General features: G+C 67.3%; 14 protein-coding genes. 7 read left to right on the forward strand and 7 right to left on the reverse strand.

Features of this window, described 5'->3' with window-relative positions:
- Positions 1-137: 137 nt before the first annotated feature.
- Positions 138-3833: an indolepyruvate ferredoxin oxidoreductase family protein gene (locus tag IU514_RS03940; RefSeq protein ID WP_194929771.1), complete on the forward strand. Its 3696-nt coding sequence runs from the start codon at positions 138-140 to the stop codon at positions 3831-3833.
- A gap of 54 nt (positions 3834-3887) precedes the next feature.
- On the opposite strand, the gene IU514_RS03945 is transcribed toward IU514_RS03940, so the two are convergent.
- The 3 genes from IU514_RS03945 to IU514_RS03955 all read right to left on the reverse strand — a co-directional run bounded on the left by IU514_RS03945 (position 3888) and on the right by IU514_RS03955 (position 6081).
- A complete protein-coding gene (locus tag IU514_RS03945) occupies positions 3888-4829 on the reverse strand; it encodes an MvdC/MvdD family ATP grasp protein (RefSeq protein ID WP_194929772.1) in 942 nt (313 codons plus the stop codon).
- On the reverse strand, positions 4819-5562 hold the full coding sequence (locus IU514_RS03950) for a hypothetical protein (RefSeq protein ID WP_194929773.1): 744 nt from the start codon (positions 5560-5562) through the stop codon (positions 4819-4821). The genes IU514_RS03945 and IU514_RS03950 overlap by 11 nt, the downstream gene beginning before the upstream one ends.
- A gap of 93 nt (positions 5563-5655) precedes the next feature.
- Positions 5656-6081: a hypothetical protein gene (locus IU514_RS03955; RefSeq protein WP_194929774.1), complete on the reverse strand. Its 426-nt coding sequence runs from the start codon at positions 6079-6081 to the stop codon at positions 5656-5658.
- Positions 6082-6638: 557 nt separating this feature from the next.
- Between IU514_RS03955 and IU514_RS03960 the strand changes: the two genes are divergently transcribed.
- Positions 6639-7019, forward strand: a complete 381-nt coding sequence (locus tag IU514_RS03960; protein WP_194929775.1) for an HU family DNA-binding protein — start codon at positions 6639-6641, stop codon at positions 7017-7019.
- Between the two features lie 135 nt (positions 7020-7154).
- Complete coding sequence (locus IU514_RS03965; protein WP_194929776.1) at positions 7155-8717, forward strand: alpha/beta hydrolase; 1563 nt, start codon at positions 7155-7157, stop codon at positions 8715-8717.
- 3 nt (positions 8718-8720) lie between these two features.
- Here the strand turns inward: IU514_RS03965 and IU514_RS03970 are convergent, their stop codons facing one another.
- Together IU514_RS03970 and IU514_RS03975 are read right to left on the reverse strand one after the other, a co-directional pair.
- On the reverse strand, positions 8721-8930 hold the full coding sequence (locus IU514_RS03970; RefSeq protein WP_194929777.1) for a hypothetical protein: 210 nt from the start codon (positions 8928-8930) through the stop codon (positions 8721-8723).
- 32 nt (positions 8931-8962) lie between these two features.
- On the reverse strand, positions 8963-9601 hold the full coding sequence (locus IU514_RS03975) for a DUF938 domain-containing protein (protein WP_194929778.1): 639 nt from the start codon (positions 9599-9601) through the stop codon (positions 8963-8965).
- Positions 9602-9745: 144 nt separating this feature from the next.
- Between IU514_RS03975 and IU514_RS03980 the strand changes: the two genes are divergently transcribed.
- The 4 genes from IU514_RS03980 to IU514_RS03995 are packed head-to-tail and all read left to right on the forward strand — an operon-like array spanning position 9746 to position 11558.
- Complete coding sequence (locus IU514_RS03980) at positions 9746-10042, forward strand: I78 family peptidase inhibitor (protein ID WP_194929779.1); 297 nt, start codon at positions 9746-9748, stop codon at positions 10040-10042.
- A gap of 23 nt (positions 10043-10065) precedes the next feature.
- Positions 10066-10608 carry a GNAT family N-acetyltransferase gene (locus IU514_RS03985; protein ID WP_228760471.1) on the forward strand — a complete coding sequence of 181 codons (543 nt, stop codon included), beginning with the start codon at positions 10066-10068 and terminating at the stop codon, positions 10606-10608.
- Positions 10609-10638: 30 nt separating this feature from the next.
- The gene (locus IU514_RS03990) at positions 10639-11124 is read left to right on the forward strand and encodes a guanyl-specific ribonuclease (protein WP_194929780.1); all 486 of its coding nucleotides are present in this window, start codon (positions 10639-10641) and stop codon (positions 11122-11124) included.
- Positions 11121-11558 (forward strand): barstar family protein, encoded by a 438-nt coding sequence (locus IU514_RS03995; RefSeq protein WP_194929781.1) that lies wholly within the window; start codon positions 11121-11123, stop codon positions 11556-11558. Before IU514_RS03990 ends, IU514_RS03995 begins: the two co-directional genes overlap by 4 nt.
- A gap of 27 nt (positions 11559-11585) precedes the next feature.
- Here IU514_RS03995 and IU514_RS04000 read toward each other — a convergent pair whose 3' ends face one another.
- Both IU514_RS04000 and IU514_RS04005 read right to left on the reverse strand, forming a co-directional pair.
- The gene (locus IU514_RS04000; protein WP_194929782.1) at positions 11586-11819 is read right to left on the reverse strand and encodes a hypothetical protein; all 234 of its coding nucleotides are present in this window, start codon (positions 11817-11819) and stop codon (positions 11586-11588) included.
- A gap of 77 nt (positions 11820-11896) precedes the next feature.
- Positions 11897-13165 (reverse strand): TCR/Tet family MFS transporter, encoded by a 1269-nt coding sequence (locus IU514_RS04005; RefSeq protein WP_194929783.1) that lies wholly within the window; start codon positions 13163-13165, stop codon positions 11897-11899.
- Positions 13166-13651: the final 486 nt, after the last annotated feature.

Raw genomic sequence — 13651 nt, forward strand, 5'->3', positions numbered from 1 at the left:
CCCCCCGGCCGGAACGGGAGGGACTGCTACAATTCCGAGTCTTTGCTCGGCACTTTTCCGCGGCCCGCCAGCCGTGGAGCACGGTGCCGGGCGCCTCGCAGCCACCCCACGCGGCCGCCGCCGCGCCGGAGCCACGCATGACCAGCACCGCCGAACTCAGCTCGCCGTCCTCGGCGAACACCGCGCTCACCAACAGCGTGCTCGATGCCGACTACACGCTCGAGCACAAATACAGCCGCGAGAAGGGCCGCATCTATCTCAGCGGCGTGCAGGCGCTGGTGCGACTGCCGCTGATGCAGCGCCTGCGCGACGAAGCCGCCGGCCTCAACACCGCCGGTTTCATCTCCGGCTACCGCGGTTCGCCGCTGGGTGGCTTCGACCTGGAACTGTGGCGCGCGCGCAAGCACCTCGAAGCCGCGGGCGTGAAGTTCACCCCGGGCCTCAACGAGGACCTCGGCGCGACGATGGTCTGGGGCACGCAGCAGACCAATCTCTTCCCGGGCGCGAAGGTCCAGGGCGTGTACGGCATGTGGTACGGCAAGGGCCCGGGCGTGGACCGCACCGGCGACGTGTTCAAGCACGCCAACGCCGCCGGCACCTCGCAGCATGGCGGCGTGCTCGCGCTCGCAGCCGACGACCATGCCTGCCGTTCCTCGACGCTGCCGCACGGCTCGGAAGACGAGTTCGTCAGCGCAATGATGCCGATCCTCAATCCGGCCGGCGTGCAGGACATCCTCGACATGGGCCTGGTCGGTTGGGCGATGTCGCGCTACACGGGCCGCTGGGTCGGCTTCAAGACGATCGCCGAAACGGTGGAATCGTCGGCCTCGGTCGACGTCGATCCGATGGCCACCCGCATCATCCTGCCGGAAGACTTCGAGATGCCGGAAGGCGGACTCAACATCCGCTGGCCGGATCCGCCGATGAACCAGGAGATGCGCCTGCACAAGTACGCGGTGAAGGCCGCGCAGGCTTTCGCACGCGCCAACCAGATCGACCGCGTCGTCATCGATTCGCCGCGCGCGCGCCTGGGCATCGTCACCACCGGCAAGTCCTACCTCGACGTGCTGCAGGCGCTGGAATACCTGGGCCTGGACGAGCAGGCCTGCGCCGACCTCGGCATCCGCGTCTACAAGGTCGGCATGACCTGGCCGCTGGAGCCGGTGGGCATCGCCAACTTCGCCAAGGGCCTCGAGGACATCGTCGTCGTCGAGGAGAAGCGCGCCTTCATCGAGCGCCAGATGAAGGAGTACATGTACAACTGGAGCGGCCAGCGCCCGTCGATCGTCGGCAAGTACGACGAAGCCGGCGAGTGGATCCTGCCGTCCACCGGCGAGCTGACCCCGGCGACGATCGCCGGCGTGATCGGCCGCCGCATCCAGAAGTTCTATAACAGCGAGCACATCGAGAACGTGCTCAAGTGGATGGCCGAGAAGGAATCCGAGCTGGCCCTGCCGCGCGCGCAGTTCCCGCGCGTGCCGCACTACTGCTCCGGCTGCCCGCACAACACCTCGACCGTGGTGCCGGAAGGCAGCCGCGCGCTCGGCGGCATCGGTTGCCATTACATGGTGACCTGGATGGACCGCAACACCGACACCTTCACGCACATGGGCGGCGAAGGCGTGACGTGGTCGGGCCAGGCGGCATTCACCGAAACCCAGCACGTGTTCCAGAACCTCGGCGACGGCACGTACTTCCACTCCGGTTCGCTGGCGATCCGCCAGTCGGTCGCCACCGGCGTCAACATCACCTACAAGATCCTCTACAACGACGCGGTTGCGATGACCGGCGGCCAGCCGGTCGACGGCACGCTGTCGGTGCCGCAGATCGCCCACCAGGTGCGCAGCGAAGGCGTGCAGACGATCGTGCTGGTGTCGGACGACATCGCCAAGTGGAGCAAGCGCGAGATCTTCCCGGGCGACATGGAGTTCCATGACCGCAAGGAACTGGAGAACGTGCAGAAGCGCCTGCGCGAAGTGAAGGGCACCAGCGTCCTGATCTACGACCAGACCTGCGCCACCGAGAAGCGCCGCCGCCGCAAGCGCGGCAAGATGGTCGACCCGCAGAAGCGCGTGATGGTCAACTCGCTGGTCTGCGAAGGCTGCGGCGACTGCGGCAAGAAGTCGTTCTGCGTGTCGGTGCTGCCGAAGGAAACCGAGTTCGGCCGCAAGCGCGAGATCGACCAGTCGAACTGCAACAAGGATTACAGCTGCGTCAACGGCTTCTGCCCGAGCTTCGTCACGGTGGAAGGCGGTGGCCTGAAGAAGAAGAAGGGTTCCTCCGCCAAGGATCGCCTGGCCGACTTGCCGATGCCGCAGTTCGCCAGCGACCTGTCGCAGCCCTGGAACATCCTGATCACCGGCGTCGGCGGCACCGGCGTCGTCACCATCGGCGCGCTGCTCGGCATGGCCGGCCACCTGGAAGGCAAGGGTTCGTCCGTGCTCGACCAGACCGGCCTGGCGCAGAAGGGCGGCGCGGTCACCACGCACATCCGCATCGCCCGCACGCCGGACGACATCCACGCCGTGCGCATCGCCGCCGGCGAAGCCGACCTGGTACTGGGCTGCGACATGGTCGTGGTCAACGACTACTGGGCGCTGTCGAAGGTGCGCGCCGGCCGTTCGCGCGTCGTGCTCAACAGCTACGAGGCGATGCCGGGCACGTTCACCACGCGTCCGGACATGCAGTTCCCGGCAACCGACATCATCGCCGCGGTCAAGGTCGCGCTGGGCGGCAACGATCCGCACGTGGTCGACGCCACCCAGCTTGCCACCGCGCTGATGGGCGATGCGATCGCGACCAACCTCTTCATCCTCGGCTACGCCTGGCAGCAGGGCCTGGTGCCGCTGTCGCTGGACTCGATCATGCGCGCGGTTGAACTCAACGGCGCCGCGATCGAGATGAACAAGACCGCCTTCGCCTGGGGCCGCCTGGCGGTGATCGACCCGAACGCCGTGGCCGAGGCCGCTGGCCTGATCCGCAACGCCCCGACCGCGGCCGAAGCCACGCCGGGCGCGCTGCCGATGCTGTCGCCGGGCGCCTGGGAAGGCAACGAGTGGGGCGCCACCTCGGCGCCGCGCACGACGCGCAAGGAAGACGAGCTGCGCCACGTGCCGGAGCATGGCGCGAACGGCGACAACGTCGCCTTCCTGCCGCTCGACGACGCTCGCCTGTCGCGTTCGCTGGATGAGGTGATCTCGCGTCGCATCGCGTTCCTGACCGAGTACCAGGACGCCGCCTACGCCAAGCGCTATTCCGACTTCGTCGCCCGCGTGCGCGCGGCCGAGCAGGCCAAGGCGCCGGGCAGCACCGACCTCACCGAGGCGGTGGCTCGCTACGCCTTCAAGCTGATGGCCTACAAGGACGAGTACGAAGTCGCGCGCCTGTACACCAGCGGCGATTTCCAGCGGAAGCTGGAGCAGCAGTTCGACGGCGACTACAAGCTGAAGTTTCACCTCGCTCCGCCGCTGCTGGCGAAGAAGGACGCGCAGGGCCGCCTGATCAAGCAGGAGTTCGGCCCGTGGGTGTTCACCGCGTTCAAGTGGCTGGCCAAGCTGCGCTTCCTGCGCGGCGGTACGTTCGACATCTTCGGCAAGACCGAGGAACGCCGGATGGAGCGCCAGTTGATCGAGGATTACTTCAAGACCGTCGACGGCCTGCTGGGCAAGCTCGACCGCGGCAACGTCGACCTCGCCGCCGAGATCGCCTCGATCCCGGAACACATCCGCGGCTACGGTCACGTCAAGGAATCGCACCTGCACCAGGCCAAGACCCGCGAGGCCGAACTGCTGGCGCAGTGGGACAACCCGCTGCGGATCGTCCAGGTGGCGTGACGCACCCGGCATGGCATCAACAGAAGGCCCCGCATTGCGGGGCTTTTTGTTGGGTTATCTGTTTGCCAGGCTCAGTTCACGCGAGTGTGTTTCCTGCAACCGGCGATCCTGCGTCAGCGCATCGACGATCGCCGCCCCCATCGGTAATCCCGAAGGAAATTCGTACGGAAGGAACGACGGTACCGGGTTCATCTCAAGGCAGTACCAGCGTCCGTCGTCCGTCACGCGGAAGTCAAAACCCGCCAGCACCAGGCCGGCCTCGGCCGCATGCCTGCAGCAACGGCTTGCGAGGTCGGCCGGTACGGAAGTGGCACGGTAGCGGACATGCTCATGCTCGAACCGGTAGTCGATCTGCGACCCGATGACTTCGCACGCAAAAGCCGAGTCTGCAACGGTGTGCACGCGCACATCCCTGCCCGGCACGTATTCCTGCACCACGGTGCAGGTGGTCCTTGCCGCCAGCCTGTCCATGAATGCATCGTCGACCTTGCGCACGCGCGAACGCAGTCCGGAACTGGCCTTGTAGATCGCGCCCACGGGGCACGCATGGACGAACGTCTGCACGGCATCGGCGCAGTTGCTCGCGATCCATCTCGGCACATCGAAGCCGGCGATCTGCAGTTCGCGCATCTGATAAGGCTTGGATGCGTTCGAGCGTCCCGCCGATGGTCGATTGACCACCGTGCAAGGCACCTGTTCGAGGACCTGGTGCAGCGCCTCGCGCCGCTCCCAGATGAAGTGGGTCCGCCCCGCGCCTTCCAGCGCCACGCCGGGTGGCAGCGGCGGATCGGGGTTCAGGCGCACGAAGATGCCGGTGACCGTGGTCCACGGCATCACCTTGCCGGCGACCGTCAGGCGCCCGTGCCCAGCGTCATCCAGGGCAAGGTTCCAGTCCGATCCCAGGCCGGCCTCGGCGAGTTCCAGCACCTCGTGGCCTCGCTCTCGCGCGAGCCAGGCGACATAGACGCAGGCCAGGTCTTCGAGATCACCCAGCACACAGATGCGCATCGAACACCTCCGACAGGCGATGGCTGATCCGTGCGAGGTCGTCGTCGTTGCAGGCTGGCGCGGGATCGACCGCCAGCACGCATTCGTTGTCGTCCACGAGCACTCGCGCCAGGCCGACCCCTTGATCCCACAGGGCAGACGCGGCCGCCTGCAGGTGGGATGACGCCGCATGGCCCAGTACCTGCCCGCACACCGCGAGCGCGCTGGCGGACGGCGTGCATTCGGTAGTGGCAATGGCCAGTGCTTTGGAGACGGCTTCGTCGGGCAATGGATGCATGGCGAATGCGGACAACGGCAACCAGCATGCCTGGCCCGTGGCGCCGGGCTGGCCAAGCCGCATCGGGGAAACCCGCACCTCATGGCGACGCAACAGGTTTCTCCAGACCGGCCACTGTGCACCGCCGTACCAGGCGGTTGCGCTGTACGCATTGACCGCGCAGATGGCCGGTGTCCGCATGGCGCCCAGCCAGACCGCCGCGGTTTCCGTATTGGCGAAGGACTGATCTCCCGGCTCGAATCCGGCGCTCAGCCATGCGCCAGGCATGACCCGCCAGAGCACGGCACCGACGCGCTCGCCTTCCACGACGAAGCTGTCCTGGTCGAGGGTGGTCGCAAGGCTGGCCAGTCGTGAAGGTTCATGGGCTCGTACCGGCAGGCCGCGATCGGCCAACTGCCGGCAGATCGCGTGTCCGATCCGGTCGCCGCTGTCGGCGACGACCATCACGACATCGGTGCGTCGTCTGTCCATCTGCGACTCCAGAATGGCGCCTCGTTCGCGCAACAGGCAGGGATGCATTTGCATCCCTGCAAGCCCCTAGCGGCCCATCGACTTGAGTTGTGCCGCCACTTCGGTGGCGACCTGGCGGATGAACGCCGGGTCATGCAGCCATTCCTTCGGGTTGAACTCGAACTCGCTTGGCGGCTTGGGAATTTCCGGCGTCCAATCCTTGAGAACCTCCGAGCGGAGGGGCTTGTGGATTTCAGGCCGCCAGTCCTTCTCGATCTCGTACTTCTTCTTCTCCGCGAACCGCCCGAGCAGGCCGCCGACGCTGATTCCGCCGCTGAACTCGGGCTCCACGAACAGCTCGTACTTCTTCTTCTCCGGCCACGCACGGAACATCAGCGCCCCCGAATGGCCGCTTCTCCCCAGTGCTTCAAGAAAATCGGCCGCGGAGATGCTGTTCAATGGCTTGTCCTGGATCTGGTCCAGGTCAATGGCGGCTTTGCGTTCGTCGTTCATCTCGATGCTCCTCGTGATGTGCACCGGCACCGGGGTGCTGCAGGCGTGTGCGCACGCACACTCCTCCACGTACGCCCTGTGCCACGCATACAGGCCGTGCGCGGCTCGGTCCTGCGAGGTAAGTGCGCCTTGCAGAGCCGGAGAAGCCGGTACTGCAAATGGATGGCCGATGCGCAGGTAAGGGGCTTTGTCCAAGTTGCGGGCAATCTGGCTTTCCGCGCAGAACCCCTTACCGCGCAGCCCGCCAGTAGCGGGGTGCTGCTCGCAGGTGTCCCGTCTTGAAGGCTGGAACGCATGGCACGCCGTAGCGGACCGACCTCATGCGCGATGCACTCCCGAGTGACCTCCGACAGGGGCCGGGCATGCATCTTCGGCTGGCCTGAACGGCCTTTTTTGACCCGTGGAACGTCGGGTCCCGCACCGGCGGAATGCTTTTGTGCATTTTTTATGCACTTTTAGCCCTTCTACCGCTTGGCGGCGCGCCGGGCATGCCCTACATTCCGCCTTGCCGAGCGGGTTTCAGGCAAACGATCAACCACCGAGTCAACGGGGAACATATGGCAACGAAGAAGAAAGCAGCTGCGAAGAAGGCTCCGAAGGCCGCCGCCAAGCCGGCCGCACCGAAGCCGATCAAGGAAGTCCTGAGCAAGTCGGGCCTGGTCGCCCACATCGCCGAAGCTACCGGCGTGGTGGCCAAGGACGTGCGCGCCGTGCTGGCCTCGCTGGAAGGTGCCGTGCACGCTTCCGTCAGCAAGAAGGGCGCGGGTTCGTTCACGCTGCCGGGCCTGCTGAAGATCAGCGCCGTGAGCGTGCCGGCCAAGCCGAAGCGCAAGGGCATCAACCCCTTCACCAAGGAAGAGCAGTGGTTCGCTGCCAAGCCGGCTTCGGTGAAGGTCAAGGTGCGTCCGCTGAAGAAGCTCAAGGACGCCGCGGCCTGATCCGCAGTTGCGCGCCGGAGTTCGCTCCGGACGACAGAAAAGCCCCGCTCCCGCGGGGCTTTTTTGTTTCTGCTGCAACCCGGTCCGGACGGCCGATGTGCCACGATGCCGGCATCGGGCGATGGGGAATCCCGCATGACCACTTCCAGTGACGAGCGCCGGGCTTCGCGACCGGCAGCGCATGCTCCACACGGCCTGCCTCCTCGATCGCTCGCGCGACGCCTGTTGGCCGCCGTCGCCAGGCTGGCACGCAAGAGCGCGCTCCTCGTGGTGCTGGTGGTGCTGGCGCTGGTGGGCATGCGCGCGTATCTGGCGACCCAGGGTCCCGTGCTGCGCCCCTGGCACACCCTGGTGCCGGACGAGCCCAGTGCGGGTGCCATATCGCGCGACGGCTGGCCGGCGTATGTCGCCGCCGAAGCGCGCATGTTCGAGCAGCTGCACCGGCGCATGCAAAGCAGCTTGGAAGCGGGCGATCGCACGCCGCTGAACCGTTACTACGATCCCAGCCTCGCCTCACCCGCATCGTTCGGTCACGACTGGAACCGTTCGTTCGTACTCGAACCCTCCGGTGCGATCCGGGGCGTGGCCGTGCTCGTGCACGGCCTGACCGACTCTCCGTACAGCATGCGCACGCTGGCCGAGCTGTACCGGCAGCACGGCTTCGTCGCGATCGCGCCACGCATGCCCGGGCACGGCACCGTACCCGCTGCGCTGACGCGCGAAGGCCGCAAGGAATGGATGGCGGCCGTCGACATCGCGATGGATGAAGCACGCAGGCGCGCCGCGGGCCGGCTGCCGGTTCACCTCGTCGGGTATTCGAACGGCGCCGCGCTGTCGCTGTTGCACGTGATGCGGCGCGCCGAGCGCGGCGAACGCCGTGACGTCGACCAGCTCGTGCTGCTTTCGCCGATGATCGAGGTCAACGCCTTCGCCCGCTATGCCGGGCTCGCGGGCCTGCCGGCGCTGTTCCCGCGCTACGCCAAGTCGGCGTGGCTGGACCTGCTGCCGGAGTACAACCCGTTCAAGTACAACTCGTTCCCGGTGCGCGCGGCACGCGAGTCGTACCTGGTCACCGCCGACCTGCAGAAAGCCATGGCATCGGTGGCGGCGCAGCAGCGCATGGACCAGGTGCCGCCTATCCTGGCGTTCCAGTCGGTCGTGGACGACACGGTCGGCGCGCGCGCGGTGGTGACGCGACTGTTCGACACGCTGGGCAGCAACGGCAGCGAACTGGTGCTGTTCGACGTCAACCGCAAGCGCGTGCTCAATCCCCTGCTGTCCCCGCAGGCCACCGACTGGGCGCGGCATGCGCTGCAGGGGCCGCCGCGCCGGTACACGCTCACGCTCGTGGGCACCGCTTCCGACGATGACGCCTCGGTGGTGGCGCGATCGCGGGCCGCCGGCGCGAATGGCATCGAGGTACTGAACACGGGCATGACGTATCCGGCCGACGTGTTCTCGCTGTCGCACGTGGCGCTGCCGTTCCCACCCGACGATCCGCTCTACGGCAATCGCCCGTCCGGCCTGCGGATCGTGCCCCTCGGATCGGTCGCGGTTCGCGGCGAGCGTCGCGCGCTGGTGGTATCGCAGGACAGCCTGAGCCGGCTCAGCTACAACCCGTTCCACGCGTACATGGCCGCGCGCATCAGCGCGAAGATCCCCTCGCAGGAAACCGGCGGCCCGGGGTCGTCACCGTAACGCTCAGACACGCAGGCCGATGGTGCGCATCAGCTGGTCGAACTTCGTCCAGCTGAGCTTGCGCCGGTAGACCTTGTTGGTCGGGCGCCATTCGATCGCGCCCTTGGATACAAGCAAGGTACCGAAGCGCTTGCCGTCCTGTTCGACGACGAACTCGATGTCCTCGCGGCCCAGCTCGCGCCGCGGCAGGTGGAAGATGACCTTGTGCGCCATGGAGCGTGCTCCTGCCGGGTGTCAGCGGGACTCTATGCCGGCGGCGTCAACGCCGCGTCGGCGCCACCGCGGCGCCAGACCAGCGTGCGGTTGTTCGCCGGCATCGCCACGTCCTCGACCAGGCGCAGTCCGATCGCGCGCGCCAGCGCGTCCACTGCTTCGGCGTCGCGGATGCCGGAACGCGGATCGCGCGCTTTCAGCCAGCCATCGAACTCGCGGTTGCTGTAGCTGGTGTATTCGCCGCCGTAATTGAACGGCCCGTACACCGCCACCGTCGCATCGGCGGCGAGGACGCCGTCGAGGCCGGCGAAGAGCCGCTCGACCTCCGGCCAGCCCATGATGTGCAGCGTGTTGGCACTGAAGCACGCATCGAACGTGCTGCCGGATGCGCCGCGTGGCCACGGTCCGGTCGCGACGTCCAGCGGCTGCGGCGCCGGCGTGTTCGGCAGCGACGCCGAGTCGAGCCAGGCACGGATACCGGCCAGCGCATCGTCGCGATCGCTGCACTGCCAGCGCAGCCATGGCATCGCCGCGGCGAAGTACACCGCGTGCTGGCCGGTGCCACTGCCGATCTCCAGCACGTCGCCGCGATCGGCGAAGTGCCGTCTCAGTACGGCCAGGATCGGATCGCGATTGCGATCGCAGGCAGGGGCGTGGGGCAGTGTCGACATGGGTTCGGCGCCGGGTTGTGCGGGCATTGTCACCGTTGTGCCGTGCTGATGCCGTTATTCTCCGCGGCTCTCGCGGCACGACCGTTTACGCGCCGCACACGGTCGCCAGAGCACCGTGCCCCCATCCTTCCAGGAGACCTCCCCATGATCCGCACCGGCCTCGCGCTGACCCTGCTGACGCTCGCCCTCGCCGGCTGCACGACGACTGCGCCTGCCACCGGTGCGCAGCCGCCCACCGGCGGATGCAATGCCGAAGGTGCCCGCTGGGCGATCGGCCAGGGCGTCAATGACGATGTGGTCAACCGCATCCTGCAGGACACCGGCAGCCGCGATGCCCGCGTGCTGCGCCCCGGCCAGCCCGCGACGATGGACTTCCGCCCCGACCGGGTGAACGTCGATGTCAACGATCGCGGCGCGATTACCGGGCTGCGCTGTGGGTGAGGCGACGCGCCCGTGGTCACTCCATGAGCGATAGCGCCCCCTCAGGCGAACTGCTCATACGCACCACCCTGCGCCCGGGTGACATCGGCCGCGTCGTGCAGTTGCATGGGCAGCTGTACGCACGCGAGCGTGGCTACGACCACACCTTCGAGGCCTACGTCGCCAGTCCGCTGGCGCAGTTCGCGCGCAACGATTCGGTGCATGAGCGGATCTGGCTGGCGGAACGCGACGACCGGCTGGTCGGCTGCATCGGGATCGTCGCCGCCAGCCCCGATGTCGCGCAGCTGCGCTGGTTCCTGGTCGACCCGTCCGAACGCGGTGCCGGCCTCGGCCGCCAGCTGATGGATGAGGCGATCGCCTTCAGCCGCGCGCAGGGCTATCGCGCGATCGTGCTGTGGACGGTGACGGGCCTGGATGCCGCCGCGCACCTGTATCGCGCCGCCGGCTTCCGCAAGATCGCCGAGAACCCCGGGCACCTGTGGGGACGCGACATCGTCGAGGAGCAGTACGAACTGTCGCCGATTCCCGCCTCGCGACGTTCGCCGCGCACGCACTCACAGGCCTAGACTGAACCCCCGCATCCGGAAACCTTCGCCATGCGCCGCCGTCATCTCTGGCTGATTGCGATCATCGTCCTGCTGGGCCTGTGGCTGTGGTCCAGGCGGCTGGGCCACGGCGCCACGCCGGACACGTCACCGCCGCAAGGGCCATCGCCGTCGGCACAGGTCGCCGATGCCGGCGTGGCGAATGCGCCCATGCCGGAACGCGGCTCGCGCTATCCGTCCTTCCTTCCGGTCGAGGCGCATGCCGTGCTCGACCGCATCGCCAGCGGCGGCCCACACCCGCATCGCCAGGACGGCAACGTGTTCCAGAACCGCGAGAAGCGCCTGCCGCCGCAGCCGCGCGGTTATTACCACGAGTACACCGTGGACACGCCGGGCTCGGACGACCGCGGCGCGCGCCGCATCGTCACCGGCGGCGATCCGCCGGTGGAGTACTGGTATACGAGCGATCACTACCAGACGTTCCGCCAGTTCGACGTGACCGGGCCGGGGCCGCACCCATCGGAGCAGCGCCAATGAATGCCACCGAGCACAAGTCCGTGCTCGCCGATCCCGGGCACAGCGGCGCGTACTTCATCGACGAACGCGACGCCGATGCGATGGCCGACGCAGGCGCCGCGCTCGATTACGCCGTAATGCGTGTCGATCTGTCCGGCTGCCACGGCAAGGACGAGCTGATGAAGCGGCTCGCTACGGCGGGCAACTTCCCCGACTGGTTCGGCGGGAACTGGGACGCGTTGGCCGATGCGCTGGACGACCTGTCGTGGCTGCCCGCGCCCGGCTACCTCCTGCTGGTCGAGCATGCGGGCGGCTGGCGCGACGCGCACGGCGAGGAGTTCGACACGCTGCTCGACATCCTCAACGAAGCAGCATTCCATTGGGCCGACGACCGCAAGGCGTTCTGGGCACTGCTGCCGTTTCCCGCGGACCAGCTCGAGGCGTTCGAGGAATGACGCGAGTGGCCGCAGCCATTCGCGTCCTCAGATGCGGTCGTCGATGCCCTTGACGCCGGAATGCCTGGCGCAGTTCGCGCAGCAGTAGAAGACCCCGTCGTGCTCGGCGCCGTGGCCGATGATCCTGCACTTGCAGTGCGCGCACGTCGGCGCCAATGCATGGATGGCGCACTCGAACGAGTCGAACGTGCCGCTCGCGTGCGGCATCGTCACCGTGAACGCCTTGTCGTAATCGTTGCCGCAGACATCGCACCTGGCCATGGCGTTTCTCCATCGTGAAACGCAGCCAGTCTGGCGCCTGATACGGTCAGGAGTCGTGAATTTCGGGCGCGGCGCCGTTATTGCGGAGCCGGGGCTCCGGCGACGTCCGGCTGGGCCGCGGGCACGCGGGCGAAACGCCACGCGATGATCACTGCGCAGCCGAGCAGCGCGGCCGCGATGAACCACGGCGCGCCCGGCACGTGCACCGGCGAACGCTTGTCGACGAAGTAGCCGAAGCTGCCCGCGAACAGCACCGGTCCGACGATGCCGGCGAGGCTGACCAGGCTCATCAGCGCACCCTGGATGCGTCCCTGCACATCGGCGCCGACCTGGCGCGTGATCAGCGACTGCGTCGACGGTGCGGCCATCGCCCACAGCGCGCTGATCGGCAGGCCCAGCAGGAATATCCAGCCCACGTCGGCCATGCCGTAGATGACGAACCCCAGCATGCCGCAGCTCAGGCCGAACAGCAGCGTGCGGCGCTCGCCGAAGCGGCGTGCCGCGCGGCCGACCAGGCCGATGTTGACGATGACGTTGAACACGCCGACCACGGCCAGCACGTAACTGACCTCACGCGGGCCCCACGTGTACTGGTAGTCGGCGAACAGCACGAAGATGCTCGGGTAGACGTAGTGCGCGAGGTTGGCCAGGAACACGACCGCCGCCAGGCCGAACACCTGCGGATAGCGCTTGAGCAGGTACAGCGAGCCCAGCGGATTGGCATGCGACCAGTCGAACTTCGGCGAGCGCTTTTCCTTCGGCAGCGACTCCGGCAGCACGAACCAGCCGTAGAGGAAGTTCAGCAGCGCCAGTCCCGCCGCGAACCAGAACGGCAGCCGCAGGTCGATGCTGCCGAGCTGGCCACCGATCAGCGGGCCGATGATGAAGCCCACGCCGAACGCGGCGCCGATCATGCCGAAGCTCTTGGCCCGCTGGTCCGCCGGCGTGACGTCGGCGACATAGGCATTCGCGGTGGTGAAGCTGGCCGAGGTGATCGCGGAAATGATGCGGCCCACCAGCAACCACATCAGCGACGGCGCCAGCGCCATGAACACGAAGTCCAGGCCCAGTCCCAGGCACGACAGCAGGATCACCGGACGCCGGCCGAATCGGTCTGACAGCGCGCCCTGGATCGGCGAGGTGACGAACTGGATCGCCGCGAACACGAAACCGAACGCGGCCACCCAGTAGGCCGCATGCGCGGTGTCGCCGCCGACGAACTGCTCGATCAGGTGCGGCAGCACCGGAATGATCAGGCCGAACGACAGCACGTCGATCAGCACGGTAATGAAGATGAAGACGAGCGCGGCGCGGCGCGCGCCGTTGGGAGCGATGGAAGCCGTCACGTAGTCGCAGCCGGATGAAACAGGAGGCGCAGTTTAGCGTGACGGCATTGCCAGGCAGGCGACCCCTGAACATGAGCAGCGGTGGCGCAGCGCGGCTCGCGGAACAAGGTCTGCATTGGCACCTCTGCTTGCGCCGCGGCGCGTCCTGCTCTTGCGGCTGTGCCGCCATTCATTCCCTTCTCCCGCGCGCGGCGACCGCAGGGAGTGCAGGGAGGAGAAGGTGGCGCGAAGGGCCGGACGAGGGCGCTCCCTGCTTTCGCACAACCCTCACCCCAACCCCTCTCCCGCAGACGCGGGAGAGGGGCTTCTCCCCATGCGCGCCGCATTGGCAAAAACAGTTTCAATTTCAACTATTTGCACGTTTGCCGCAGCGCACAAATTGTGTTTTATTCGAAGCCACACGGGAGGTAAGGCCGGCCGGACCGCGCAAGCGAACCGAGGAGCCCCGTCTTCGTCTTCCAGGTCTGTGCGTGAGGTGTCACCAGG

Source organism: Lysobacter niastensis (assembly GCF_015453285.1).
GTDB classification, from domain to species: Bacteria; Pseudomonadota; Gammaproteobacteria; order Xanthomonadales; family Xanthomonadaceae; genus Lysobacter_J; species Lysobacter_J niastensis.